Origin of the sequence: Streptomyces sp. NBC_01450 (assembly GCF_036227505.1) — a bacterium.
GTDB lineage: Bacteria > Actinomycetota > Actinomycetes > Streptomycetales > Streptomycetaceae > Streptomyces.
Map to the genome: position 1 here is coordinate 1,629,198 of NZ_CP109481.1, position 24,925 is coordinate 1,654,122.

General features: G+C 67.6%; 21 protein-coding genes and 8 pseudogenes. 11 read left to right on the forward strand and 18 right to left on the reverse strand.

The annotated features are described in order from the left end of the window. The first annotated feature begins 8 nt into the window (after positions 1-8). Positions 9-662 carry a CatB-related O-acetyltransferase gene (locus tag OG568_RS56160; protein ID WP_329537711.1) on the forward strand — a complete coding sequence of 218 codons (654 nt, stop codon included), beginning with the start codon at positions 9-11 and terminating at the stop codon, positions 660-662. Positions 663-995: 333 nt separating this feature from the next. Here the strand turns inward: OG568_RS56160 and OG568_RS56165 are convergent, their stop codons facing one another. From OG568_RS56165 to OG568_RS56195, 8 genes and pseudogenes are all read right to left on the reverse strand, one after another. Further along, positions 996-1,625: a DUF4360 domain-containing protein gene (locus OG568_RS56165; protein WP_443077984.1), complete on the reverse strand. Its 630-nt coding sequence runs from the start codon at positions 1,623-1,625 to the stop codon at positions 996-998. A gap of 432 nt (positions 1,626-2,057) precedes the next feature. Further along, entirely contained in the window at positions 2,058-2,228 is a 171-nt protein-coding gene (locus tag OG568_RS56170) for a hypothetical protein (RefSeq protein ID WP_329537715.1), read from the reverse strand. Between the two features lie 84 nt (positions 2,229-2,312). Continuing rightward, a complete protein-coding gene (locus OG568_RS56175) occupies positions 2,313-2,669 on the reverse strand; it encodes a hypothetical protein (protein WP_329537717.1) in 357 nt (118 codons plus the stop codon). Between the two features lie 480 nt (positions 2,670-3,149). After that, a complete protein-coding gene (locus OG568_RS56180) occupies positions 3,150-3,293 on the reverse strand; it encodes a hypothetical protein (RefSeq protein WP_329537718.1) in 144 nt (47 codons plus the stop codon). A 263-nt stretch (positions 3,294-3,556) separates the two neighbouring features. Then, the gene (locus OG568_RS56185; RefSeq protein WP_329537719.1) at positions 3,557-4,513 is read right to left on the reverse strand and encodes an RNA-guided endonuclease TnpB family protein; all 957 of its coding nucleotides are present in this window, start codon (positions 4,511-4,513) and stop codon (positions 3,557-3,559) included. Between the two features lie 16 nt (positions 4,514-4,529). Then, a pseudogene (locus tag OG568_RS61980) lies at positions 4,530-4,883 on the reverse strand (ankyrin repeat domain-containing protein); the annotation flags it as partial. 118 nt (positions 4,884-5,001) lie between these two features. After that, positions 5,002-6,220, reverse strand: a pseudogene (locus OG568_RS56190) (PP2C family protein-serine/threonine phosphatase). Between the two features lie 233 nt (positions 6,221-6,453). Further along, positions 6,454-7,044 carry a hypothetical protein gene (locus OG568_RS56195; RefSeq protein ID WP_329537720.1) on the reverse strand — a complete coding sequence of 197 codons (591 nt, stop codon included), beginning with the start codon at positions 7,042-7,044 and terminating at the stop codon, positions 6,454-6,456. Positions 7,045-7,604: 560 nt separating this feature from the next. Between OG568_RS56195 and OG568_RS56200 the strand changes: the two genes are divergently transcribed. The 4 genes and pseudogenes from OG568_RS56200 to OG568_RS56215 all read left to right on the forward strand — a co-directional run. Beyond that, positions 7,605-7,919 (forward strand): cyclic-phosphate processing receiver domain-containing protein, encoded by a 315-nt coding sequence (locus tag OG568_RS56200; protein WP_329538303.1) that lies wholly within the window; start codon positions 7,605-7,607, stop codon positions 7,917-7,919. A gap of 181 nt (positions 7,920-8,100) precedes the next feature. Then, positions 8,101-8,565 (forward strand): helix-turn-helix domain-containing protein, encoded by a 465-nt coding sequence (locus OG568_RS56205; protein WP_329537721.1) that lies wholly within the window; start codon positions 8,101-8,103, stop codon positions 8,563-8,565. Next, positions 8,484-8,963 carry a transposase gene (locus tag OG568_RS56210; RefSeq protein ID WP_329537722.1) on the forward strand — a complete coding sequence of 160 codons (480 nt, stop codon included), beginning with the start codon at positions 8,484-8,486 and terminating at the stop codon, positions 8,961-8,963. The genes OG568_RS56205 and OG568_RS56210 overlap by 82 nt, the downstream gene beginning before the upstream one ends. Positions 8,964-9,332: 369 nt before the next feature. Further along, positions 9,333-9,563: pseudogene (locus OG568_RS56215) on the forward strand (transposase family protein); the annotation flags it as partial. 252 nt (positions 9,564-9,815) lie between these two features. On the opposite strand, the gene OG568_RS56220 reads toward OG568_RS56215, so the two are convergent. Beyond that, the gene (locus tag OG568_RS56220; protein ID WP_243627090.1) at positions 9,816-10,031 is read right to left on the reverse strand and encodes a DUF6243 family protein; all 216 of its coding nucleotides are present in this window, start codon (positions 10,029-10,031) and stop codon (positions 9,816-9,818) included. Between the two features lie 397 nt (positions 10,032-10,428). Beyond that, a pseudogene (locus OG568_RS56225) lies at positions 10,429-10,623 on the reverse strand (IS110 family transposase); the annotation flags it as partial. A 120-nt stretch (positions 10,624-10,743) separates the two neighbouring features. On the opposite strand from OG568_RS56225, the gene OG568_RS56230 reads away from it, so the two are divergent. Next, a complete protein-coding gene (locus OG568_RS56230; RefSeq protein ID WP_329537724.1) occupies positions 10,744-11,622 on the forward strand; it encodes a menaquinone biosynthetic enzyme MqnA/MqnD family protein in 879 nt (292 codons plus the stop codon). Positions 11,623-11,876: 254 nt separating this feature from the next. On the opposite strand, the gene OG568_RS56235 is transcribed toward OG568_RS56230, so the two are convergent. Next, on the reverse strand, positions 11,877-12,047 hold the full coding sequence (locus OG568_RS56235) for an aldo/keto reductase (RefSeq protein ID WP_443077956.1): 171 nt from the start codon (positions 12,045-12,047) through the stop codon (positions 11,877-11,879). Between the two features lie 21 nt (positions 12,048-12,068). Next, the gene (locus OG568_RS56240) at positions 12,069-12,443 is read right to left on the reverse strand and encodes a DUF6193 family natural product biosynthesis protein (RefSeq protein ID WP_329537725.1); all 375 of its coding nucleotides are present in this window, start codon (positions 12,441-12,443) and stop codon (positions 12,069-12,071) included. A 252-nt stretch (positions 12,444-12,695) separates the two neighbouring features. Here OG568_RS56240 and OG568_RS56245 point away from each other — a divergent pair, with 252 nt between their 5' ends. After that, positions 12,696-13,178 carry a helix-turn-helix domain-containing protein gene (locus tag OG568_RS56245; protein WP_443077957.1) on the forward strand — a complete coding sequence of 161 codons (483 nt, stop codon included), beginning with the start codon at positions 12,696-12,698 and terminating at the stop codon, positions 13,176-13,178. A gap of 377 nt (positions 13,179-13,555) precedes the next feature. Here the strand turns inward: OG568_RS56245 and OG568_RS56250 are convergent, their stop codons facing one another. Beyond that, complete coding sequence (locus OG568_RS56250; RefSeq protein WP_329537727.1) at positions 13,556-14,857, reverse strand: hypothetical protein; 1,302 nt, start codon at positions 14,855-14,857, stop codon at positions 13,556-13,558. Here OG568_RS56250 and OG568_RS56255 point away from each other — a divergent pair. The 3 genes and pseudogenes from OG568_RS56255 to OG568_RS56265 all read left to right on the forward strand — a co-directional run. After that, positions 14,846-15,142 carry a hypothetical protein gene (locus OG568_RS56255; protein WP_329537728.1) on the forward strand — a complete coding sequence of 99 codons (297 nt, stop codon included), beginning with the start codon at positions 14,846-14,848 and terminating at the stop codon, positions 15,140-15,142. The two genes, OG568_RS56250 and OG568_RS56255, sit on opposite strands and share 12 nt — an antisense overlap. A 1,097-nt stretch (positions 15,143-16,239) precedes the next feature. Continuing rightward, positions 16,240-17,256, forward strand: a complete 1,017-nt coding sequence (locus OG568_RS56260) for a hypothetical protein (protein WP_329537729.1) — start codon at positions 16,240-16,242, stop codon at positions 17,254-17,256. Positions 17,257-17,280: 24 nt separating this feature from the next. Beyond that, a pseudogene (locus OG568_RS56265) lies at positions 17,281-17,502 on the forward strand (hypothetical protein); the annotation flags it as partial. A gap of 29 nt (positions 17,503-17,531) precedes the next feature. Here the strand turns inward: OG568_RS56265 and OG568_RS56270 are convergent. The 5 genes and pseudogenes from OG568_RS56270 to OG568_RS56290 form a co-directional block, all read right to left on the reverse strand. After that, positions 17,532-17,944, reverse strand: a pseudogene (locus OG568_RS56270) (GNAT family N-acetyltransferase); the annotation flags it as partial. A gap of 680 nt (positions 17,945-18,624) precedes the next feature. Beyond that, positions 18,625-18,762: pseudogene (locus tag OG568_RS56275) on the reverse strand (histidine kinase); the annotation flags it as partial. 34 nt (positions 18,763-18,796) lie between these two features. Then, positions 18,797-19,052 (reverse strand): annotated as a pseudogene (locus OG568_RS56280) (response regulator); the annotation flags it as partial. Between the two features lie 88 nt (positions 19,053-19,140). Then, entirely contained in the window at positions 19,141-19,455 is a 315-nt protein-coding gene (locus OG568_RS56285; RefSeq protein WP_329537730.1) for a PadR family transcriptional regulator, read from the reverse strand. A 984-nt stretch (positions 19,456-20,439) separates the two neighbouring features. Continuing rightward, positions 20,440-20,898, reverse strand: a complete 459-nt coding sequence (locus OG568_RS56290) for a hypothetical protein (RefSeq protein ID WP_329537731.1) — start codon at positions 20,896-20,898, stop codon at positions 20,440-20,442. A gap of 298 nt (positions 20,899-21,196) precedes the next feature. Here OG568_RS56290 and OG568_RS56295 point away from each other — a divergent pair, with 298 nt between their 5' ends. Next, positions 21,197-24,874 (forward strand): nSTAND1 domain-containing NTPase, encoded by a 3,678-nt coding sequence (locus OG568_RS56295; RefSeq protein WP_329537732.1) that lies wholly within the window; start codon positions 21,197-21,199, stop codon positions 24,872-24,874. Positions 24,875-24,925 lie beyond the last annotated feature (51 nt).

Below are 24,925 nucleotides of genomic sequence, written 5' to 3' on the forward strand. Positions count from 1 at the left end.
CCTCCACGATGCCGCCCGTTCCCGCTGACCCCACCGTGCTCCACCCGATGCCCGAGCACCCGCGCGTGGTTCTGCTCAAACCGCTGGTGAAGTCGCCGCTTATCGAGGTCGGTGACTTCTCCTACTACGACGATCCGGACGACCCGACCGCGTTCGAGGCGCGCAACGTCCTTTACCACTACGGTCCCGAGCGGCTTGTCATCGGCAAGTACTGCGCGCTGGGGACAGGCACCCGGTTCATCATGAACGGCGCCAACCACCGCATGGACGGTCCTTCCACCTTTCCGTTCCCCACCATGGGGGGCTCCTGGGCGGAGCACTTCGACCTGATCACCGACCTGCCCGGCCGGGGCGACACGGTCGTCGGCAACGACGTGTGGTTCGGCCACGGCGCCACGGTCATGCCCGGTGTACGCATCGGTCACGGCGCGATCATCGCCGCCAGCGCCGTGGTCACCGGAGACGTCCCCGACTACGGCATCGTCGGCGGCAACCCGGCCCGGCTCATCCGCACCCGCTACGACGCTGCGGACATCGCCCGGCTCCTCGCCGTGGCGTGGTGGGACTGGCCCCTGCAGTCCATCACCAGGCATGTACGGATGATCATGTCGGGGACCGTCGCCGACCTGGAGGAGGCCGCCGCGCAGATCGACCAGCCCTGACACCGCGTCCTCGCCACACCGCCCGCATCCGTCCGGACCGGGTTCTGCTGTCTGCGGCCGACCGCATCATCGACCACCTCGGGCCGTCGCTTGACTGCGCCTGCTTCTTCGTCGGTGACTTCGGGAGTCACTCAAGGAGGTGTCGGCTTGATCAACGTTGATGACTTTTGGATGTCACTCGGCAGCTCGCATGCCGCAAGAGGCAGATGCACGGGCGAGCCGAGTTACCCCTGCTCCGCCAGCGCATTCTCCTCCGGTGATCACTACACAGTGCTACCACCGATGACGAGAGCCGTTGGGCTGGACGCACCCGCCGATCGCAGCGCCAGGAGATCAACGACACCGCTTCCAGGCCATGTGGTACACGGTTTTGATCCTGCCGTCCGTTGAGTCCATCTCCATGAAGCTGGTGGCGCTCGGGCTCGAGGTGCCGCGCTCGACCCGCAGTTCAGTGTTGATGTTGAGGTTGCGCTCCTCTCCGCAGGGGGCGAAGACCCGGGCGGCGACGTCCACGGTGTCGGTCGTCTGCCAGTTGCCGTTGAACCCGCCCGTGAAGTGGTGGGTCGAGTTGGTGGTGTGGGCGTTGCCCTGGAAGTGGTAGCTGGCCCGCTGGGTCCCGGACGCACCCGGCGCCAGTGACGCGAAGCCGTGGTAGCCGGCGGACACGATCGCGTAGGTGTAGCCACCGGGGACGTGCACTCGCAGGTTGAGCTGACAGTCCTTCTTCCGGTCGGTCGGCGCCGACCCGGGCCCCACGCGGGCGAGGTAGTTGCTGTAGATGACGGTGAAGGCGGTGTTGTCAGGGGACACGGTCACGGCGGCCGTCCCCGCCGGGCAGCCGGAGCCGTTGACCGCGACCGTGTCGATGACGATCCGGTCCGACGGCGAGGGCAGGTTGCCGCCGAAGGCCGACGAGCCGAACAATGATGCGGCAACACCAGTCGCGGCCAGCGCGCGGAGCACCATGGGCTTCCCTTCAATCGTCCACGGATCCAGGGCGGGCGTCACTTTCCGAGCCCGACCCCCGGATTTCACGTGGGCATCGCACCACACGTTGCGTGTCCGCGTACGGAAGCTGATGCTCCAGTCACTCAAACGGCCTTCAGGGTGGAGACCTCGTTCACCCACGCACGGGGACAGAGCGGCGCGCGAGCTCGGATACACCGGCGGACTCACTCTGCTCCACCGCTACATCGCCCAGGGGGCGCGCCGAGGGTGACAAGCCGGTGGCTCAACTTGTAGAGATCGAGCCGGGACTCCTTGCGTTCAGGTCGGACTGCACGCTGTCGTACAGAGCGGGGTCTCGGTAAAAGAGATGGGACACTTCCAGGTGTTCAGGCTCCACGATGTCCAGGCTGCTCATACAAGGCTCCGCACTCCGACTTCCAGGGCGAGTTAGCTCGAAGGGTGCCCGAGATGGCGTGCGTCATGCCAGTTCAAGACTTGCGCTATCCGGCGCTGCGTCTCTTCGGCCACCACGCGAGCTTCTGCCACGGCATCGCCGCGTTCACGCACCAGGCTTTCGTAAACCGGCAGGTGATCATTTTCGGTCGGGTTGGATGTCACAGGGCTCGTCCTCCTTGGTGTCGTACTTCTGTGCCGCCTGAACGGACCCTGAAATCCTTGGTGACTTCAAGGGCAGGAATGCGGTCAGACGCGACTGAGCCGCACAGCGATCCCATGGCCGACGAGCACATAAAGCAGGGCGGGCAGACCGTAGTTGAGGAGAACCCGAAGGGCCTCTGTGTCCATGGTGAAAATGTCCTGCGCCCACCAGGCCAACAAGTCGGCCGTTCCGTGCACGAACTCGACGAAGGCGTTTCCCTCATTGGCTCCGAGCAAGTGGAGCAGGATCCACAGGAACAGGAAGCCGGCAGCAATGTCGGCGACCGTCTGGATGGCCAGGGCCGCCCGTCGGGCAGCGCCCTGGTTCCGCTGGTAGCGGCGTGGTTCGCCCGGGGCTTGGCCGTAGGAGGGGTATCCGGGCATCGGGTCGGGATTACTCACTGGAATCCAATCTGACGCATCGTCTTGCAAGCCGGGGTGAGGCAACCGCCTCATGGGTCATCGCGGGCCCGTATAGGTCTGCGTCACGCAGCCGCCGCCGCGTTACACACCACCCGGGATATCCCACATTTGGGCACACATTCTGCAACTTTCCCAATTATGCGGACGAGGGATTCCTTTTGCCGACCGCCAAGGCCGACCAGTAATGACCTCGAGGACTGCCTGGCGTGATCACGGGGCGCGACTGCGGACACCCAGGCGCGCACGACGCGCACATGCAATTACCGATAATCCCCGCAGGAGCATCACATGGGCTGCACATAACCTTTCGAAAGCGCCGTTGGTGCTATTGGCCGCTCGATTCCGCGTGCGAACGTGACCGGGCCGGACGGCATGCCGCCCCGGAAGACCGCAAATGGACTACTGCTCCTCGTGTCGCCGGTATCTCAATGGCGCGCTGATGCGCCCCGGGTGCGGTGGCTACCCACCCGACGGGTCACGGAAATACCGGCGGATAGTGCCGCAGCGCAGACGGGCGAGCTCGTCCATGCCGTCCGACTGGAAGATCAGGCCCTCGCTCTGAGTCACACCCAGGCCCTGCTCCCGCAGCCGTATACGCGACATCCCGGCTACCGGCCGGAGTGGCATCCACGATGTCGAGGGGTCACGGACAGCGGGCCGGGCAGGCGACCCTCTCGGCCACGCCGTCGTCGACAACGGCAGCCCAGGCGCCCATGCCACTGAGGCGCCCGGGCTGCCGTATGCGTGCAGGAGCGGGCTGGCAGGGGGCCCACCCGCTCCTGCGGGCGGTCGGCACCCGCATATCTCCGTTGCCGAGACTGTAGTCAGTTCTCGGTAATCCGGTTCATTTCGGCCTGGATGGTCCGTCACATCACCGAAGCCTGGGGGGCTTGGGCTTGAGTACGGTCTCTCGTTTCTGTCTGGCGCTGGTGCGGCAGGGTTGCGCCGCCTGCCCGCCCCGTCCCTGTCGTGCGGCGGGGACGGGTGGTGCGGGTCTTGTGGTCGACTCCACGAGGCTTCGACACCTTGGCGGTGTCCTGGTCTGCGGCCACTCCGGTACCAGTTGGTGTTGTTGTTGCTGCGAGGGCGGCGAGGTTGCGGGCCGCGTTGTCGTCCCGGTCGATGACCAGGCCGCAGGCGTCGCATTCGTAGGTCCGCACGTGCAGCGGCAGTTTGGCTTTCCCCGCGCCGCACCCGGAACAGGTCTTGGAGGAGGGGAACCAGCGGTCGGCGGCCACGACGCGGCAGCCGTTCCTCCGGGTCTTGCAGGTGAGCTGACGGCGGATCTCCCCGAACCCGGCGTCGGCGATCCGGCGGGCCAGGCGCCGGTTGCGGAGCATCCCGGCGACGTTGAGGTCCTCGACCACGACGGTGCCGAACTCGGCGGTCACGGCAGTGGTGAGCTTGCGCAGGGCGTCGGTGCGCAGGTTCGCCACCCGGTGATGAACCTTGTTACGGCGGGTGTTGGCCTTTTCCCACCGTTTCGACGGCTTCTGGCCAGTGCGGCGGTCGGGGCCCCGGCGGCGGCACACGACGTGGGAGGCCCGGCGCAGATGCCTGAGCGCTGTGTCGAGGTGCCGCGGGTTGGCAATGGTGCGGATTTCACCGGTGCTGTCGGCCAGGACCGCGAGCGCTTTCACGCAGTTGTCGCCCCCACGAGGGCGGGCGCCTCGACCATGCGCCAGCCCGGCCGCCAGAACGGAGCGCGGCGAGGGGCGCTTGGGCCACAGCAGGCGCAGTGCGATCGACAGGCGGGTCTTGTAGTTCTTGCCCGCCTTCGCCCCGCGAACAGAACACCGCCCTCCACAACGGCGTATTGCCATGACGGTCCACGACATCAACCGCCGCACCCGCAGCCAACAGGACTTCGACGGCAGCGGGCACCTGCGCCTGAGCGGCAAAATGCAGCGGAGTCCAATCCTCGACATCGGCAGCCCCCGGGGCGGCACCCTCAGCCAACAGCGCCCTCAGGCCGTCCACGTCTCCACTGCCAGCCGCAGAGTGCACCGCGGCCCGCCCCAACCGATCCCGATCCGTCATGCCCACCATCCTCACCCGGCTTGACGAAAGAGAGGCGGTCGCCCCGGTGAGGGAACGGCAAGGCGACCGCCCTGGCCTGCCACGGTGCCCACAGCAGCAGGAAACCACCTCCCACCAACACGTCCACGGAGAGGAAGGTGGATCATCGCCCATTGTGCATGCCTTGTCCACAAAAAGTGACGAACACTCGCCTGATGCAGAAGAATGGCGTGAGGGTCATGTCCGGCCGCGGCGACGCCGTTGCACAGGACATCCCGCACCGACTGCCGTGTCACCGGTGCTGTGGACGCCATTCGAAGAGCAGGATGGATGCATCGTCCCGCAGTTGGTTGCGCTGGTAGTCGAGGATGGCGTGGATGAGCAGCCGCAGCACCTCGGCCGGGCGTTGTCCGGCGGAGGAGGAGCGGATGATGAAGTCAGTGAACCGGTCAAGGCCGAACTCCGCACCGTCCGCGTCGCGAGCTTCCACGACGCCGTCGGTGTAGAGCAGGACGCAATCGCCCGGTTCCAGGGTCGCCTCGTGGACTTGCCAGGCTGCCGGGGCGAGTGGGCCGGCCAGGCCGATCGGCGGCTGTGGGGGCTGTCCAGCGCCCGGGCGACCACCCGCTCGGCACGGATCAGCAGCGGTGGGGGGGGTGACCGCAGTTGACCCAGCGCAGCACCCCGGTCTCGGCGTCGAGCCGGCACAGCACGCCGGTGCAGAAGGAGTCGGGCAGCCACTGGGCGAGCGCCTGGTCGACGGAGCCGACGACGTCGGCCAGGTCGGCACCGCCCCGGCGGGCGTTGCGCGCTGCCGCCATGGCGACCGACGTGGTCAGGCCGGCGGTCAGATCGTGCCCCATGGCGTCGAGGATCATGGTGTGCAGGATGTTCTTGACCACCGAGTGGTCGAAGGCGTCACCAGCGATGCCGTACGCCGGTTCCAGGACCGCGGTCGATACGCATCTGCTGCTGCCGATGGTGCGGGGTGGCAGGAAGGCCCGCAGCATCTCGGCGGGCAACCGCATGGTCGCGGTGCGGGTGCGGGCGGCGAGCCAGTCGCTGTAGGCGCGCTTGGAGGTGATCAGCATGGCGAACAGATGGGCCAGCATCCGGCTGCGGCGCATCCGCACCCCGTCGAGCCAGGCGGTTCGCACCGCCAGCACGTCCAGCCGCTCCGCACCATCGACCAGAGGCATCCAGAGGATCAAGCCGTCGTCGGCCTCGGACACCCGCGGAGAGACCGTGCGGTACGCCCAGCCGGCCGACGAGCGGTCCACCGGCAGCGGCTCCAAAGCCTCGTCGAGCGGGATGAGCAGCTGTTGTTGCAGGTCGGCGAGGTAGATCAACGCGGTGTCCAGGCCGAGGGCGGAGGCGCACCGGTTCGCCAGGGCGGGCAGTTCGACTGGCAGGGCAGTCTGCGCCTCGATGATCAGCTCTTCCAGCCGATTCTCGTCGACGGCGGTGTCGGGACCCGAGGACGCCTGCGGTGGGTCCGACACGGGGATCACCCTTCCGTGCCCAGTTTCACACCGATCCCGTCCTCTCTCACGTCAGCCCGTGGCGAGGCGAGAGCGACGCCAGGGCGGTCAGCTGAGCTCGGCCGGGCATACCTCATGCGCCAGCCACGTGATCAGCCGGTCCAATATCAAGATCACCGCTCTACCGCCAAAATCGTCCGGTCCTTCGCGGGCGGCGGCCGGAGAGGCTCCGATCGTGACGGATATCCGTCACGGGGTGACGCTTATCGCAACGGGCGTACAGCGTCCGCGCCTCCTTCAAGGCGGCCGTACCCATCGCCGGGGCGGGCGGGGCTGTTTCGAGGGTCGTGCTCGTTCTCCCACTCGATGTCCTCGTACGCGGGGTCGTCGATGCTGTAATGGGTCAGGTAGGCGCGGGCATGCTCGATGTCCAGGTCCAGAGCCGGGAATTGGGCCAGCAGGAGGTCGGGGCGCCCCTGGCACGGAAGATCGCCGAAGAACGAGCCGATGTTGTCGGTCTCCTGCTGGAACCGGTCGATCGCCGTGCCGTGGTGGAACAGCTCGCAGCCCCAGAAGTCGTCGTCGTAGATGAAGACCAGCAGCCCGGGACAGTCGTAGGCGCGCGAGACGTAGAGTTGGGCGCGTCGGCGCAGGTCCCACTCCCAACCCCGGGTCCATTCCAGCACGGTCCAGTCGCCGCGCCGCTCGCGCAGGGCGTAGGAGTCGCGGTTGACGTCGTTGACGTCCTCCAGCTTGAGCGTGTGCTCCTCGCGGCGCCAGAACTCCTCCAGCGCGGCGTACACCTGCTCGTGGTCGACGCCGTAGAACAGGTTGGTGCGCTGGAATGTGCCCATGTGTGCCCCCAGGCATGTGGTCGGCGAGCGGCGGCAGGCGCTCTCGCCCGGCAGTGTCGCAGCCGCCCCGTCGAGAGGGTCCCCGGTCGTTTCGACGGGGCGCTGGAGGCTACATTAACCCCCGTTCTGCTTGGGTCAGTTCGGAGATATCTTCTGCCCGCTCGGCTCGGCCGGGTACCGGCGGTGCCCGTCTGCGTTGATCGCGCGGGGCGGGAGGGCCGATGGCCACGCGGGTGTTCTCGGACGAGGAGCTGGAGGGTCTGCGGTCCTTCCCGGCAATCGGCAAGGCCGAACTGGTCCGCTATTTCACCCTTACCAGGAGTCCCGGTAGTTCTGCCGGGAGAGGTGGCCAGCGTTGGGCTGACACCCGTCTGTCCCGTTCCTCCGCTCACTCTCGTCGGGCAAGACGGGTGCCGGTCCGCTCAGCACGGATCAGCAGGAGCCTGCGGCCCACATTGTTGTGGGCACCGGCGGCCCGCCCAGCAGAGCCTCAATACCTCGTGGTTATCCCGCCCGCCCGCTGTGACAATATTCCAGTGAAGGAAGCCCAGACTGCGCCGATGCCCATCGTCCTCGGCATAGACGACCTCCGACCGCTCCCCAGGGCCACGCGGATTGCCCGCACCAGCCGCGAAGGCATCCAGCTTCTGGAAGAGCACCGCGACAGCTTCATTGACGAGCTATGGCTCGACCATGATCTTGGCGGCGACGACACCATCATGCCGGTGGTGACCCTCATGGAAGAAGCCGCCTTCAACGGACGGCCCTTTCGGATCGGAGCGGTCTTCGTTCACAGTGCCAACCCCATCGGTGCCGAAACCGTCGTCCGGTCACTCACACGCTGGAGCTACCGTGTCCAGCGGGCAACGGCCTAGTGCTGGATTCCTCCTTCGGTGGGTATAGCTGCTGGTAGCGGGGCAGTTGCGGGTGCTCGGGGGCGGGTGCTGGGTAGTGGTGCTGAGGGCACGGCCGGGCCGTGACGAGGGTGAGCAAGCGGTGGTCCACCGCCTGGCGTCGGCCAGAAAGGCGCCGAAGGTTGTGGTGGAGCGCTGCCGGATGGTGGAGCTGAGCTGGGGCGGCTGGCTGGTCCCGCAGATAGCCGACGAGCTGCGGTGCGGTCAGAAGACGGTGCGCCGCCGGCTGCACCGCTTCAACCGCTCGGGGCTGGAGGGACCGGAGGATCTGGGCGGGCAGGGACGCAAGCGAAGGATCACCGAGGCCGAGCGCTCGAGGATCAACGGCCTGGTCAAACTGACGCCGCCGGGTCGGCTGGAAGTACAGCCGTCGAACGAGATGTGGCCCGCGGACGAGCCACGGCCCTCGGAGTGGACTTTGGACGCGCTGGCCGCCGCGACCCGGGACCTGGGCATCGAGATCAGCCGCTCCCAGGTACGCCGGATCCTGCTGGCCGAGGGGGTGCGCCGGCGGCGCACGCGCTCGTGGACCCGTACTCCCGCGGACCGGAGAAAACCTGGGTCTACGGCGCCTTACGCATCCGGGACGGCCACGAGGTCACGATGACGGCCACCTCCCATAACAGTGCCTTCCACCAGCAGTTCCTCCAGCTGGTCGAGGACGCCAACCCCGTCGGGGACATCTACGCGATCACCGACAATCCGTCCTCCCACAACAGCGTGTCCACCCGGACCTGGCTCGAGGAACATCCCCGCATCCAGCATGTATTCATCCCGGTCGGCGCCTGCCGGCTCAACCTCCAAGAAGGCTGGTGGCGCATCTTCCGCAAGACCGCCCTGGCCGGACGCTCCTTCGGCGAACGCGACCACAACACCCACGCCACCGAAGTGGCCACGGCCCAGCTCAACGCCCGCGCCCGACCCCGGATCTGGGGCAGACCCGCACCACCCACCAGGCGCTTACGCCGCCGATACGTGTACTTCCTTCGAGGAATCCAGCGTTAGGGAGTCCGACCGTCTCAGCCAGCAATGTGGGTCCAGGGCCTCGGCGAGAGCGTCGAGGAGGCCCTCGCCGCCCACTTCGGCCTCAACCCCGCCAGCGAAGCGTTCAGCGCCGCCCTCTGCTTCCACGCAGACACGAGCGAGATCGCCCTCGCCAACGAGCTCACCCCGTCACGGACACCTACGCGAGGCATCTGCCCAGTTCACAGCCCATCCGGTCGGTCCAAGAGTCGGTAAACTGGACGGCACCGTCGAGACCCGCGGCCCGCGCCGCACCGTCGTCGGCGCAATGGCCTGGGACCTGGAAGAAGTCACAGCGGCCCGCCGCGAACTGAGCCCGCAGGCCGCGCTGGACCTGCTCGGCCGCACCGCCCCCGCCCCGGGCTCCTTATCCCCCACCGCCGTGAAAGAGGGAAAGCCGAGCTCGCGGCCTGGAAAGAGGCGCACAACCGCTCGCACCAGCAAGTCCGCGCCCGTGTCGAGCATGTCTTCGCCCGCATGAAGGACTGGAAGATCCTGCGCGACTGCCGCCTCAAAGGCGAAGGCGTCCACCACGCCATCCGCGGCCTTGCCCGCCTGCACAATCTCGCCCTCGCCGGGTAGGGCGACGACTGCGCTTAGGCGGACCCGCCGATCGGCTGGGCACGGAGAACGCGCTGAGCTGCTGGTGCAGCTCGGGGTGGTGGCGGTGACGGGGCTGCCGAATCTGCGGCTGCCCCGGGTGGCCAGCTGAGACGCGGCTGGTCGGCCGAGAGCTGAGCGGGACCGGCCGCGCCCGGTACGACAGCAGGGCCCGGACCGCGCGTCGCGGTCCGGGCCCTGCCCCGTGCGGTGCCGCCCTACGGCGGCGGTGCGTCAGCTCTGTGCGGTGTCGTCGCCCGCCTGCCCGGCGCCCTCAGCTGCGCCTGCCTTCTCGCGCATCTTGCGCACCAGCTCCGCCTTCTGGTCGGCCGCACCCTGGCGGTCGAGGTTGCGGTGCGGACCGTTGTTCTGCCGTTCGGCGCGGGACAGCTTCTTGCGCTGGCCGCCGCCCATGCCCACGGGGTTGTTGATGTTCTTGCTCACGGTCACGGGTTCTCCCGGTAATGATTTGAAGTGATCTACGGATTCATCGGTGGAGGACGGGCGGCGACGTCGAAGGACGTCAGCAGGGGCCCATCACGCTCTCACTCGTAAATCGGCGCCTGGAAGAACATGACTAAGACGTTACCCGCTTCCGTCGGCCCCGCACACCAACCTTTTCGCCACCCCGGCGTCGGCCGGGCCTTCGGCGAGCGCCCGGGGTCAGCCGTTTCCTTCCGGGAATCTCAGCACCGCCAGCACCCGCCGGTGGCCGCCGCCCGCCCAGGCAGGTCCAGATGGGCGTTACTGGGCCGCCGCGGGCGTTGTCAGTGGTCGCGAGCACACTGACGGCATGAGAGATCATCTCACTCGCGCCCCGCCGTTACGGGACTTCCCAATGCTGATGTCAAGCCGCCTCCGCGGCGGGGAGTGAAGGGTCGTAACACCCTTTGCCACGGAGCATCGCCCACAGAACGTTGACGCGTCGACGGGTGAGGGCCAGGAGAGCCTGCTTGTGTCCCTTTCCCTCGCTCCTCTTCCCCTGGTAGTACGCCTTGGACGCGGGGCAGGACTTGAGGCTGGCCATCGCCGACAAGTACATGTGACCACAGCCTTTGCGGGGATTGACATGTTCCGCCGCCCCACAACCGCCCTTGGCTTGCCTGATCCCTGACCGGGTGCCCCTGGCTCCGGGCAGACTCCGAAGTACTAGCCTGTGGGCGTGGATATTTCACACGTAGCTCGCGTCCCGCATGAACCGGCGAAGCGTCCCCGGGTCGGGCACATCCAGTTTCTCAACTGTCTGCCGATTTACTGGGGACTGGCCCGCACAGGCACCTTGCTCGACCTGGAGTTGACCAAGGACACTCCGGACCGGCTGAGCAGTCTGCTCGTCGACGGGACCCTGGATATCGGTCCGATCGCCTGCATGGAGTACCTCAAGCACGCCGACGACTTGGTGCTGCTCCCGGACATCGCGGTGGGCAGCGATGGTGCGGTGACCTCCTGCCTGATCGTCAGCCAGGTCCCACTGCGCGAGTTGGACGGGCGCCGGGTCGCCCTGGGTTCCACCTCGCGCTCGTCGGTACGCCTGGCTCGACTTCTGCTGGAGGAGCGGGAAGGGGTCCGCCCGGAGTACTTCACCTGCCCGCCGGACCTGCCGGTGATGATGCAGGACGCGGACGCCGCGGTCGTCATCGGTGACGCCGCGCTACGCGCCTACCTTCACCAGGCCGATGATCTGGGACTGCTGGTGTACGACCTGGGCGAGATGTGGAAGGCGTGGACTGGTCTGCCGTTCGTTTTCGCGGCCTGGGCCGTCCGCAAGGACTACTTGGAGCAGAACCCTCGCATCGTGCGCGAGGTGCACCGGGCCTTCCTGGAGTCCCGGGACCTCTCGATGGCCGAAGTTGACAAGGTGTGCGAGCAGGCCGCCCGGTGGGAGGCGTTCGACGAGCAGGCGTTGCGTCGCTACTACACCGAGGCTCTGGACTTCTCGTTCGGCGAACGCCAGTTGGCGGGTGTTCGCGAGTTCGCTCGCAGGGTTGCTTCGGACTCCGGATTCGATCCTGAGCTGGAGATCTCGGTCCTCCAGCCGTAGCTGCCCTGGTACGCCATCGGCCGCGTTGACGATGCGTTCTGCGTAGATCGCCGCGCTCGTCCAGGCGGCCGCCGCCACTGCCGACGCCGAGTTCTCGCCGCCCTCCGGGGGGGCGTCGCCTCGAAGGTCGCCGCGCATCGCGGCTCCGTTTCGGGGTGCGTGCCAGTATCGGTGCGCGGCGGGGCGGACCCGCACTTCACCGCGGCCCGGGGTGACCGTCTTGTTCCGAACGGGCAGAGTCGAGTGGGCGCGGCTCAGAAGCCGGAGGCGGGGCGTGTGGTGTAGTGCTGCTCCAGTCGGGTCAGCTCTTCGGTGCTGAGCTTGAGCTCGGTGGCGGCGACGGCGTCGGCGAGGTGGTGTGGCTTGATGGTGCCGACGATCGGCGCGGTGACGGCCGGCTGGTGCATCACCCAGGCCAGCGCCACTCGGGCGCGGCTGGTCGTCCGTCACATCGTGCGCCTCACCAACCGGCTCTGGACCTCCCCAGCCATGACCTCGACCGCGACGGCCGGATCATCGGTCTCCAGAACGACACGGCCCTCGGCCACGGGGTGGGCGATCACCGAGTACACACCAGAACCGGCCGCGACTCCCGGGAACCCCTCCGTGCCAAAGTCACGCCATGCATCGGATGTACACACGCTCAGGGTGTTCATGCCCTTCCACGGGTAGAGCGAGGACAACAGCGGATCGGCCACTGCGGCCTGAAGCAGCAGCCACATCGAAGGCGACGCCCAGTCACCTTCCGAATGGGGTGGCCGATGGCTGTCCAACAGCTCAACCCACGCCTCGTCATGACTGCGACCGGTAGCTGAGTTCATGGCTCGACGATGCAGCTCGCCGCGGGGCACGGTCAAGGTCGCCCACAATCGAGGCCGTCACTTGAAACGATCCGCACCTACTGCTGGATTCCTCTTTAGCTGGGTATATGTCCTGGTGGCGGGGTGGTTCGGGTGCTCCGGGGGCGGGTGTGCTGAACGATGGTTTTATGGGCACGGCCGGGGCGTGACGAGGACGAGCGGGCCGTCGTTCGCCGCTTGTCGCGGGTACGGAAGGCACCACGGGATGCAGTGATGCGGGCCCGGATGATCGAGCTGAGCTGGTCGGGGCTTCGGGTGCCGGCGATCGCCGCGGAGCTGGACTGCAGCCAGAAAACGGTTCGCTGCTGGCTTCACCGCTTCAACCGCTCGGGCCTGCAACGGCTGGAGGATCTGGGCGGGCAGGGCCGCAAACGGCGGATCACCGAAGAGGAACGATCCCGGATCATCTCCCTGGTCAAGACCGTGCCGCCGGGGCGACTGAGGTGGGAGCCCGTCGGGGAACTGTGGGCCTTCGACGAGTCCGGACCGTCCGAGTGGACCCTGGATTCCCTGGCCGCGGCAGCGCGGGCCGAAAGGATCGAGGTGGGCCGCTCGCAGGTCAGACGCATCCTGCTCGCCAAGGGAGTGCGCTGGCGCCGCACCCGGTCCTGGATGCGATCGAAGGACCCGGACTTCGTCCCAAAAGGACCAGGATCATCGGCCTCTACACCCACCCGCCCGACGGTGCGACGGTGATCTGCGCCGACGAGCTGGGGCCGGTGATCCCGCGGACCTTCCCGCCCGCACCCGCCTGGTGACCCGACGGCCACCGCATCAAAGCGGAACTCGACTACAGCCGCGGACCGGAGAAGGCCTGGGCCTACGGCGGTCTTCGCCCCGCCGACGGCCAGGCCCTCACGATGACCGCGTCCTCCCGCAACAGCGTCTTCTACCAGCAGTTCCTGCAACTGATCGAGGACGCCAACCCGGACGGGAAGACAGCGTCAACAGAGCCAGCCTCCGACAACGTTATCCCGTTCCCTCGATCGACAACGTGACAGAGCTGATGTCCGCATACCGCCGGTTGTGCATGGCAGAGGCTCGAAGTCGGCCTGGACTGCGCGGGCAACCCCCTATCCGACCGAGCAATCCAGGAGTCGCCCGTCGCTGGTGCCAATGAGCAGCCGGCCAGGTCCGGCCACGGTCAGCGCGGTCAACACGACGGGCACTGCGGCAACGGTGAGGTGCTGGCGCCAGCGCACGGCGCCGTCATGGAGATCGAGCGCGACGATCTCGCCATCGTCGTAGGTGACATAGACGGTCTCCGTGTCGGAGTCGAGGCCGGTGGCCTTCCGGTTGGTCCGGAAGACCCAAGTCGGCTCCCCGTTCGTTACCTCGCGCCGTACGACGAACGAGCCACCGGGCAGCAACCCGTGGCCGTGGTAGACGGTGCCGGCATGGACCAGGTGACCGTCCGCGGTCTCCACGCCGGGACCGGCGAAGTGTGTCTCACCTGGTGTCCAGGAGTAGGGGAACAGCCGTCTGACTTCCGCCTCCGCCGGCTCACGCGGGCGTTCGGCAACTGGTACGACCTCCAGGCCGGCTGCGGCGAGCCACGTTTCACCCCGTCTAGGACTGCGCTCGCCCTCCTTGCGCAAGGTCTCCCGGAAGTAGATCCGGCTGCCACGCCGGATACGAAGCCTGCTCCGCTCCCCGGCGGATCCTGCGGGCGCGAGGGCCGGCAGGCCGTCAGCACAGCGCAACACAGACATCGGGGCGGCGGGAGTGAGATGGTCGAGCTGTGCCCCGTCCTCGAGCGAGAGTCGGACTACGGACTGAGGACGCTTCTCCCACTCAGACCGCAACAGACCTACCCAGGCCGATCGCTCATCTGCGGCGATGACGATGTCACGGCCGCCGTCGTCGTCTGGAACAGCCCACTGTCGCTGTGCCGAGGGCAGCCAGGACTCCAGCTGGACACCTTCAAGCGTCGCCACGACTCTGCCGTCGGACAGTTCCTCGATCGCGCGGACGTTACGCCGCGGATCCCAGTCCGTACTCAGACCGGAGACCGATCGGCGGGCGTCCTCCCGGCCGTCGGGCCGCGCGGCCGCCACCCGTGGTCCGGCCAGGTCGTATCCGGTGATCGACCGGGGCGCTACCGACCTCCAGTCGGGCTGATGCACCACCGCGACGTGCCCCTCGACCCATGCGTCTTTGTCCTGCCAGTCGTCAGGCGGTGCCATCAGCACGCGTAGTTCCTGTTCGTTGAGCCATTCCAGGCCCAGGACCTGGCGGCCGAGCTCGTGCTCGATGAGCGACGTGGCTGTGCCCGTCTCCAGGTCCAGCAGGAGCAGTTCCCCTTCGAAGAAGTAGCCGCCGTCGTAACCGCCCGTGCCGACTGCGAGGAGGGGAAGCCGGGGGTGGAAGGCCATCGCGTGCACTGGGTAGCGCGCACGGAGAAGGGCACGGCAGGCCAAGTCATCGGTGCCGTAGACACCAACCGGCGCAGTACTGCTGAACTCGTGCATGCCCGCCACTGCCAGCAGGCGGCGACCCTCGTCAACGACAGCGAGGGCGGGATCACCGACCTCGGCGAAGGGACGGTCACCGAGGATTCGGTTGATGCGGAACGGAGTGGTCATGAGGATGATGATCTTCTCAATGATCGAAGACCGCGGGAAGCCACCAGCTTCAAGAAGCTGAACAGAAGAACTTGACTGGGAAGTGCCGACGGGAACGGTCATGCGAGGTTTCGCATCTCCTCGCCGGCCGCCTGGCACTGCAGAACGAGCAGCTGGTGCCGGAGCGCCAGAGCGTTGGCCGCGGTGAGGTAGGCCAGGCGCAGCAGCACGACACATCATGATGCCGCCGGCGGCCCGTGCAGATGAAGACCCCGGGCGAGTGTCGGGGGCAGCCACAGATCCAGCGATCAAGGCCGCGACCTACACGGATGCTTTATCGGCACCCGCAGAGTCCCCGGACGCCCGGCACACCAAATCGAGCACTCCTCCGCCTCACAGGACCAACTACGCACCAAATCAGGGGAATTAGGATGCACTCGGTGATCTGGCGTGCCATTCTCCGGATACCACGCAGTTTCGGGGGATCGGTGGTGTGACATGGTGATATCAACGCGTGCCGTCCGGCTCGCTGTTGTTCTGCTGCTCTGTCTGTCGACCGCGCTCGCCTGCGACACCAACGGTGGCGCTGGATCCGGTGCGGAAGCCAGCGGCAGTAGTACGAACAGCGGCGGCGGTGAAGGCATCGGAGGGGTGCCGACACCCGGTGATGGAGCTAGCGGGGGTAGCACCTCAAGCGGCGGTAGTGCGAACAGCGGCGGCGGTGAAGGTATCGGAGGGGTGCCGGCACCGGGGAGCGGCGGGGCCAAAGGCGGCGCGAAGCCCTCACGGTTGAAGATTCCGCCGTGGGACCGGGACACTCGGCCGTTCGGCGAGGTCGGGGAAGGTAAGAGGAACTGGGATGACTTGACCGCGCTCTTCGTGGAGCGCTGCGGCGGCCAGTCCTTGTGCGTGACCCTGGTACGGGAGTACCGAGACGACGCGCCCATCGAAACGGTCTGTGGTTACTGGCACATGGAGCCCGCCTCGGGCGAGACCGTCGACCCTCATACGACGGTGAAAGTCGTCGGCAAGGGGCCCTGCGACCCCCGAACGGACCAGCCGATCGGTGAATCGCCACCCGTCGAGCCGTCCCCCGACAACAGCCCACCCAGTGTCCCGCCGGTCACCCCGCCCTCTGTTCCGCCCATCTCATCACCGCCTGACAGCTCTACCACGGCCGCCCTCGGCGTCTCATGAACGAGGGGAGCACCGGGCCAAGACGGCTCGGTTCGATCGTAGGGGCACTCGTCGCGCCGACCAGCCTGGTCACCGGGCTGCTGTACTACTTCGGCTATTACCACGCGTACTGGTTCTTCGCGTACTTCGGCGTGAATTCGACCGTCCTGGACTTCAGTACCGCCGACTACCTCAGGCGCAGCCTCGATGCTCTGTGGGTGCCGATGACAGTCACAGCAGCCGTTGGACTGCTCGCGTTCTGGGGGCACGATCTACTGCGGGGACGGCTCACAGCCGAGGCGCCGCCGCAGGTCCTGCAGTACGCCGTCCCGACCCTCACGGGCGTCGGGTTCCTACTGGCTCTCGGCGGATTCTGGTCGACGCTCACGGAGACCTTCCTCAGCCGGATCCTCGCGCTGGCGCCTCTGAGCCTGTCCGTCGGCGTGACGCTGCTGGCGTATGCCCTCCATCTGAGACGTGCTGTCGCTGCGGCGCCGCCCCACCCACCGCCCGCTGCCGTAGATCCCTCAGGAGACGACGCTGGCAGCCCGGGCAGCGACCCCGACTCCGTCGGCACCACGGACGACGACACTGCCAGCAGCACTCGTCTCGCGCCCGCCGCACGCCCCGAATGGGCCGCACTCGTCGAATGGGCAGTGGTCTTCGTGTTAATCGGGCTCGGTCTCGTCTGGGCCGCCAACGACTACGCTGCCTCTGTCGGCGAGAGTCGGGCCCGCACCTTCGTAGCGCAGATAGCCGACTACCCGTCTGCTGTGCTCTATAGCGAGCGCAGCCTGAGCATCAGTGCACCCGGTGTCCGTGAGACTCGCTGTCACGACCCTAAAGCCGCCTACGCCTACCGCTACGACGGGCTGACTCTCATCCTCCGATCCGGCAACCAGTACGTCCTGCTGCCATACCAATGGACGCGCGCCGACGGCGTTGCCCTGGTTGTCCCGCAGAGCGACTCCGTGCGGCTCGAGTTCGGGCCTCCGCCCAATTTGCGTGCTGTCGCACAGAATCCGATGTGCTGAAGACTTCTGCACCGAAAGATTGTCGAGCACCAGAATGTCGGCGTCTTCTACCGGGCCCGCATCACCGGCGGGCAACTTCGGCCCGAGCCGAACGGCGACATCGCCAAGCCGGTCTGGACTCCGATACCCAACGTCGGCGGCCTGCGCCGGTCATCGCTGGTCGACATCGGCCTCGCCCTGGCGCAGACCCTTCCAGCAACCGGTCACATCGCTCCCGCCCCAGTCGTCGGCTCGATCCATCACTGAGGCACCACCAACATCCACCTGGCGCGCTTGATCTCGTCCAACGCGCAGGCAGTGAGGGCGCGAGAGGCGACACCGGCGCCGCGGGCGGCCGGGAGCACCCAGTACGCGACGCCGGCGATGCCGTCGTCGAAATCCAGGCGGCGCAGTGCGATCCGGCCGGCACCTTGCCGTCGTCGCGGGTGGTCGCCCAGTGACCGCCCTCCTCGCGTTCCCAGTCCTGGCGGTATGCGTCGAACCACTCCCGGACCTGGCCCTCGGAGAAGGGCCGACGCGTGTGCCAGCGGCGGATCTCGTGGTCCTGGTAAGCGGAGAGGAATGCTGGAGCGTCGGATGGTTCCCAGGGACGCAGCAGCAGGCCCGCAGTGGCGGGAAGCGCAGGTTGGGGAGAGTCAGGGAGGTGGCCAGGGGCAATGGCGGGCGGCGTCGACAGGGCGGTAGTCATGAACCATCCTGCGTGTACTTGAGAAACTTGCCGTGTGCGCTTTGCTTGGTCGTCCTGAGCGGCTTGGCGAATTCATCCCAGGAGTAGCCGCTGCCCTGGCGGCGCGCACGGCCTCCTGCTGCCACTTCTCGGCGGCCGCCTGAAGCCGGGTCGCCGCGTAGGCGGCAAGAAGAGGGCGCCGTTCGTCAGGTTCGCCGCCCGGTCGCAGGGGCGCACTCAGGCCGCGGACCGTCTCCTCCACCTCGTCGAGCAGTCGCTGGAGTTGCTCCGGCAGCGTGCGGGACATGCTGATCTCGACGTGACGAAGCCACTCCCGCCTCAACGCCGAATCGCACTGATCAGGGTCCGTCAAATCCACCGGCCGGCGAGGTCCGCGCCACCCGCATTCGCAGACAACCCGGATCCCCTGAGCCCGCCGCCGCCCCTCGATGCCGTCGCACTTGAAGGACCATGCCCAATTCACACGCTTTTCCAGGCCTCTTCCGCCTCCTCGAACGTGTCGCGTGGCGCATCCGCCGATGGAAGTGTCGATGACCGTGCTGATGTTCTTTGGATAACGCGCGAAGTGAACGATTGTTAGCGGTACTTGCGAGGCAGACGAGCCGCGAGGTGTGCCGTGCGATCCGGTCGGCGACGACCTTCTGCCGCTCAGAGGCGGCCACGCTCACGGCGAGGAGGATGCCGAGCGGGAGCAGCACAGCCGCCATCAGGACGACGAGCAGCAGGGCCGAGAGCGGGTTGCGCAGCCGGGGCGAGGCGTCGGCGACGAAGGCACGCTACTGCTCCAGGATGTCCTCGACGTTGTCCGCCATCTCGTTGTGGTGCTTCCGGTCCCCTCCCAACCGGTGCGCCAGACCTCGCTGATGATCTACTCCTGGCGGAAGACGACTCCGGGGTGCTGGTGCGCTTGCGGATCTTGCCGCAGACCTCGTACCCGTCCTGGTCGGGCAGGCCAAGGCCGAGGAGAGCTGACGGTTCCGTCTGGGGCGAGTGCTTGGAGAGTCTCCTCGCCGCCACGGGCGACGGCGATCTCGAAGCCGCGACTCGCCAGTACCGTGGACAGAGCGGCGGCGACATGGTTGTCGTCCTCGGCGACCAGCAGTCTCATCCGTGCGCCCGGTTCATCAATCGTACGTACTCACCATGGGAAAAACGCGTGCACCAAGGCAGTCACGCTGAGGGACGACGACGGCACTTTAGCCGTCGTTTCCCTCCAGGCCCAGGCTGAAGCGACTCAGCTTGCGCTTCTGCAAAGCATCGGCCGCCTGCTGGCGCCCCGTGTCCGTGAGTTCGTAGAAGCGGCGCGCGGGGCGACCGGGGTGCGGGCCTGTTTCCTCCTGGCTGGCGACCCAGCCGCGTTCGGTGAGCCGGTCGAGGATGGGGTAGACGGTGCCGGGGCCGAGGTCGGCGTCGCGGCAGATTTTGAGGCCCCAGGTCGGCTCTTCTTCCGTCGCAGACAGCAGGGCCGCCAGGACGGCGATCGTCGGCTTGGTGAGCCGGAGGGTTGTCATGCCCCCAGTGAACCATATATCGAGTACGAAACACACCCCGCCCGCGTGACGTCGAAGCCGTGCCGTGCCGGTACCGCGCACAGCGCCGCTTGGGCTACCCGGCCGATACGCGACCGCGCACACCCGCTACGACACGTGTCCGGTTGCTATCCGATCGTGATGCTCAATTTCCCCTCAGATGTAATGACGCAGGTCGTACCCGCTCACTACTGTCCTCCGCACCGAGAAGGACTGGGATCCCAACCCGTCGGCTCATCTAGCAAGATCGCGAAAAGGAGTTGGGGCAACGTGAACTTGAACGAGTCCGGGTCGCGGACGCCAAGGGGAACGCGCGGGTGGGCCAAGCGCCTTGCACGGTGGTTCCGCCGTCGCCGGCACATGATGGCTCTCAACGCGCTCCGCGGGGCCTCATACGCGGTTGGGACCAGTGCCGTCGGGCTGATCGCCTGGTGGGTCGAGTCCCGCTACTGAGCAGAGCCACGACGGGGGCCCGCCCGCCTCCAAGCGGCAGGCCCGCCGTCGTGGACGTCCACAGTGAGGCGAAACGGCTGAACCTGCTTCATCAGCAGGAACTGATCCGCGAATTGCCCTTCGACGGCCCCACCGGCTGCAGTCCAGGACACGACAGGCGCCGGCTCTCACTGATGTAACGGTTGGTCTTGGGTTTGATGTTGATGTCGGCGCAGTTGCCCGACATCACGAACAGCCGACCGGCTGGGAGATCGACGTCACCCTCCGGCTTGGAGTAGCTGATCGCGCTTCCGTAGCAGGACGCGGCCGTCTCCTCGCCGGCCCGGGCCGTCGGCGCGAGGGCCAGGGCCCCAGTGAGCAGCGCGGCCGCGATCGTGCTGCATGCGAGGCGTTTGCCGACATTCGCAATAAGTCCTCCAAGGGATTGGCTCCTGCATGGCCGGTGAAGGCACTGGCGCCCGGTCGGCGGCGGGGCCGTAAGTACTGTGGGTGCGCGGTCCCGTCGGGCGTCGCTTACGCGTACGTGACGTCGGAGGCGCAGCGCGCCCCGGACTGGCCGGGGCTCTTCAGACCGAGGCAGACGTAGACGCGGACGTAGGTGTTGCTCGTGGCCGTGGACTCCCAGGAGCCCAGGTCCTGGCCGCCGGACGTGGAGGTGTCGTCCACGGCGAGCGGCCCGTACGGCCCCCAACTGTCGTGGATGTAGGCGCGGGCCGCGACGCCGTCGGCCTGATGGTCTTGGACGTAGTTGTAGTAGGAGTCGTTCAGGATGGCTCCGCCGGTGGGGTCGATGCATATGGTCGCCTGTACGGTGCCGCCGCTGCTGCCCTGGGAGTTGAGGACGGTTGCCCGCAGTGTCTCGCACCCCGCGGCGGCCCGGGCCGGTCCGGCCGCCTGGGCGGGGGCTGCTATCGCCCCCAGGGTGAGAACTGCCCCCAAGGCCGCGCCTGTGAGGGCATGACGGATACGCATGCTGTACTCCTTTGCTGGATTCTTGAATTCGAATCTTGTGAGGGCTCACGCTTGTTCGCCCTCACAGCGAAGCAAGGGAGCCCCCCAGAGCGGGCTTTCGCCGCTCGCATCAGCGAGTTCAGCGGCCGGCGCATTGTTTGGCACTGCTGGTCAGGCGGCCGAACAATGGCCGGACGCGATCTTTCCGGGTTTGTGGTGGGTCCGTAGCGTGGCTGGCCGGTCTGGTGCGAAGGCAGCTGACGGGGGTGGGGGCGTGGCGGGGCGTCGTGAGGTGCCGGTGGATCCTGGGGCGGGTCCGGTGCAGCGGTTCGCTTTCGAGCTGCGCAAGCTGCGTACCGAGTCGGGCGGGGTCACTTACCGGGTGCTGGCGGATCGGGCCGGCTACTCGATCACAACGCTGTCGCAGGCAGCCGGCGGTGAGCAACTTCCCACGCTGCCGGTGGTGTTGGCCTACGCGGCGGCGTGCGGGGGTGATGCAGCGGACTGGGAGGCCCGGTGGAAGCAGGCCGTGGACGAGGTTGCCGTCCTGGGCCACGCAGATGGCGGGGAGGATACGGAGCCGCCGTACAAGGGACTGGTGCGGTTCGAGACCGGTGACAGCGCACGGTTCTTCGGCCGTGACCGGCTCACCGCCGACCTCGTGGACCTGCTGCGCCGCCAGAGGTTCGCGGCGGTGTTCGGGCCGTCCGGCAGCGGCAAGTCCTCCATACTCCGCGCCGGCCTGATCCCCGCCCTCCAGCACACCCAGGCGCTGGGCCTGCGCCCTGCCGCCATCCGCATCCTCACCCCCGGCCCACACCCGGCCCGCACCCACGCCCGAGTGTTCGATCCCGGTGACACCAGACCGGGAAGCACAGCCGCGGACACGTTCGTGATCGTCGACCAGTTCGAGGAGGTCTTCACCCTCTGCCCCGATCCGGCCGAGCGAGCCCGCTTCCTCGACCTGCTGCTGACCGCCCGCCAACCCGAGAGCCGGCTGCGGGTACTCATCGCGGTGCGCGCCGACTTCTACGGCCGCTGCGCCGAACACCGCGACCTGGCCCACGCGCTGCGTGACGCCAACCTGCTGGCCGGCCCCATGACCCCGGCCGAACTGCGCGAGGCCATCGTCAGGCCGGCCACTGTGGCCGGCCTGACCGTGGAGCGCGCCCTGACCTCCCGCCTGGTCCAGGAAGTCGCCGACGCCCCCGGCGGGCTGCCGCTGCTGTCACACGTGCTGATGGAAACCTGGCGGCGCCGCCGCGGCAAAACGATGACCCTGACCGGCTACGAAGCAGCCGGAGGCATCGAGGGCGCAGTCGCCAAAACCGCCGAGGACGCCTACCGCCAGTTCACCCAAGCCCAGGCTGTAGCGGCCCGCCGCATGCTGCTGCGCCTGGTCGCCCCCGGCGACGGCACCCCCGACACCCGCCGACCCACCGGCCAAGACGAGCTTGAGGTCTCCCGCAGGCAGGAGACCGAACAGGAGACGGAAACCGGGCACGTTCTGGAGGCCTTCACCCGGGCGCGGCTGCTCACCCTCGACGGCGACACCGTCGAACTCGCCCATGAAGCCCTGCTGACCGCCTGGCCCCGGCTCCGCGGCTGGATAGAACAGGACCGCGAACGCCTGCGCATCCACCGCAAACTGACCGACGCCGCGCACACCTGGGAGGAACTGGGCCGCGACGCGGGGGCCCTGTACCGCGGCACCCGCCTCGCCACCGCCCAGGAAAACTTCGGCGACGCGCTTCCCGGGGACCTGACCGGCCTGGAGCACTCATTCCTCACCGCCAGCCTTGCCACGCGAAAGCAGGAACGACGCGCTGCGGCCCGCACCACGCGACGCCTGCGCAGCCTCACCGTGACACTGTCGGTGCTGCTGGTCCTTGCAGTGACCGCGAGCCTGATCGCGTGGAACCAGAGCGGGCTCAGCGACCAGCAGCGGCAGAACGCCGACGCCGCGCGGAAGGTGGCTCTATCCCGTCAGCTCGCCGCACAATCCACCGCTCTCATCGGCACAGACTCCGATCTCGCATCGCTGCTGGCCATCCACGCCTACCAGACCAGCCCAACATCCCAGGCTGTCGAGAGCCTCTACGTCGCTGCCGGTGCGCCTCTCAAACACCGGCTTACCCGGCATGCGACCTCGGTCGTGTCGATGGCATTCAGCCCCGACAGCCGCACCCTCACCACCGTTGGCCTGCATGGCTCGGTAGGGCTGTGGGACGTCAGGTCCGGCCGTCTGCGCAGAAGCCTGCCAGAAGGGAATGATCCGGTTGCCGCAGTGTTCAGTCCGGACGGGCGCACCCTGGCCATGGGCAGCAGCACCGATCAGGGAATGCAGTTGTGGGATGTGACCAGCGGCCGCGTCCGCAGGGGCTTGGCCGAACGAACTGCTGACACAGTGCCGCTGGCGTTCAGCCCCGACGGACGCACCCTGGCCATGAGCAGCCTCGACCACGGCGTGGATCTGTGGAACACCGCCACCGGCCACCTCCGAAGAAGCCTTCCCCTGCATGCCGCCCAGTTGGTCTCGCTGGCTTTCAGCCCGGACGGCCGGAGTCTCGCCACCGGCAGCGTCGACCGCGGCATCACATTGTGGAACACGGACACCGGCCGCCTCCTAAGAAGTTTTCCCCAGCAGGCCACAGGGGCGGTTGACGCAATGGCGTTCAGCCCGGACGGGGACACCCTGGCCACCGGCATTGGTGGTCACGGTGTGGAACTGTGGAACACAGCCACCGGCCGTCTCCGCAGAGGTCTGCTCGGAGACACCTCCCAGGTGGGCTCGCTGGCTTTCAGCCCGAACGGCCGGACTCTCGCCACCGCCGGCCAGGATCGCTCCGTCGGGCTGTGGGACGTCGGATCCGGCCGTCTGCGCAGAAGCCTGGCCGGACATACCGCTGCGGTGATCTCACTGGCATTCAGTGCGGACGGGCACAGCCTGGCGACCGGAGGCAAGGATGGCACCGTGCGGTTGTGGGACGTGGCAGCGGACCAGTCCCAAAAGGTCCTCTCCGGACACCTTGAGCAGGCGGACGCCATGGCGTTCAGCCCGGACGGGCGCACGCTTGCTACCCGCGCTGTCGCTGATCAAGGAGTCCGGTTGTGGGATGCGGCCACCGGACACGTCCGCGGGCGCCTGGCCCGACACAGTGGTGACATCGACGCCCTAGCGTTCGGTCCGGACGGGCGCACCCTGGCCACCGGCGGTGTTGATCACGGGGTGGAACTGTGGAACACCACCACCGGCCACATCCAAGGAACCCTCCCCGGGTTTACCGACACCGTGCGCTCTTTGGCGTTCGGCCCGGACGGACGCACCCTGGCCACCGGCAGTACTGCTCGTGGGGTGGAACTGTGGAACACCACCACCGGCCACATCCGAAGACGTTTTCCGGGATTCAACGGCGACGTGAACGCGATGGCGTTCAGCCCGGACGGGCACACCCTCGCCACCGGGGGCTCGGACCGCACCGTGCGACTGTGGGACGTACTAAGTGGCCGCCTCCTCAAGAGCCTCGCCGGACACACCGCCCCGGTGGACTCGGTGGCGTTCAGCCCCGACGGACGCACCCTGGCGACGGGAGGGGACGATCACGCAGTGCGTCTGTGGGATGCCACCTCCGGCCACATACGCGCGAGCCTGACCGGATACACGGGAGAGGCAGGCTCATTGGCGTTCAGCCCCGATGGCCGCATCCTGGCCGCCGGAGGAGACGATCACACCCTGCGCCTATGGGAGACGGCCACCGGCGGCACGCTGGCAACACTCTCAGGACACACCAACACCGTGCTCGCAGTGGCGTTCAGCCCGGACGGGCACACGCTCACCACCGCCAGCCCGGACCAGAGCATCCGCGTGTGGGACGCCACCCCCAGCCCCGCCGCCGCGATCCGCAAGATCTGCCGCGCCATCGGCCGCGACCTCACCCCCCAGGAACGGTCGGTCTACATGCCCGACCAACCACCCCACACCACGTGCGCGAACTGAACACCACCCCCGCTGCGCCGCCGCCCACCCATCCGAGCGTCACCCCGTGGA

Excerpts from the sequence above, each read along its gene's own strand:
- OG568_RS56160 (WP_329537711.1), top strand. The coding sequence starts at position 9 with ATGCCGCCCGTTCCCGCTGACCCCACCGTGCTCCACCCGATGCCCGAG.
- OG568_RS56180 (WP_329537718.1), bottom strand. The coding sequence starts at position 3,293 with ATGTCGCGTATACGGCTGCGGGAGCAGGGCCTGGGTGTGACTCAGAGC.
- OG568_RS56185 (WP_329537719.1), bottom strand. The coding sequence starts at position 4,513 with ATGGCAATACGCCGTTGTGGAGGGCGGTGTTCTGTTCGCGGGGCGAAG.
- OG568_RS56195 (WP_329537720.1), bottom strand. The coding sequence starts at position 7,044 with ATGGGCACATTCCAGCGCACCAACCTGTTCTACGGCGTCGACCACGAG.
- OG568_RS56200 (WP_329538303.1), top strand. The coding sequence starts at position 7,605 with ATGCCCATCGTCCTCGGCATAGACGACCTCCGACCGCTCCCCAGGGCC.
- OG568_RS56205 (WP_329537721.1), top strand. The coding sequence starts at position 8,101 with ATGGTGGAGCTGAGCTGGGGCGGCTGGCTGGTCCCGCAGATAGCCGAC.
- OG568_RS56240 (WP_329537725.1), bottom strand. The coding sequence starts at position 12,443 with ATGAACTCAGCTACCGGTCGCAGTCATGACGAGGCGTGGGTTGAGCTG.
- OG568_RS56245 (WP_443077957.1), top strand. The coding sequence starts at position 12,696 with ATGCGGGCCCGGATGATCGAGCTGAGCTGGTCGGGGCTTCGGGTGCCG.
- OG568_RS56250 (WP_329537727.1), bottom strand. The coding sequence starts at position 14,857 with ATGGCCTTCCACCCCCGGCTTCCCCTCCTCGCAGTCGGCACGGGCGGT.
- OG568_RS56260 (WP_329537729.1), top strand. The coding sequence starts at position 16,240 with ATGAACGAGGGGAGCACCGGGCCAAGACGGCTCGGTTCGATCGTAGGG.
- OG568_RS56285 (WP_329537730.1), bottom strand. The coding sequence starts at position 19,455 with ATGACAACCCTCCGGCTCACCAAGCCGACGATCGCCGTCCTGGCGGCC.
- OG568_RS56290 (WP_329537731.1), bottom strand. The coding sequence starts at position 20,898 with ATGCGTATCCGTCATGCCCTCACAGGCGCGGCCTTGGGGGCAGTTCTC.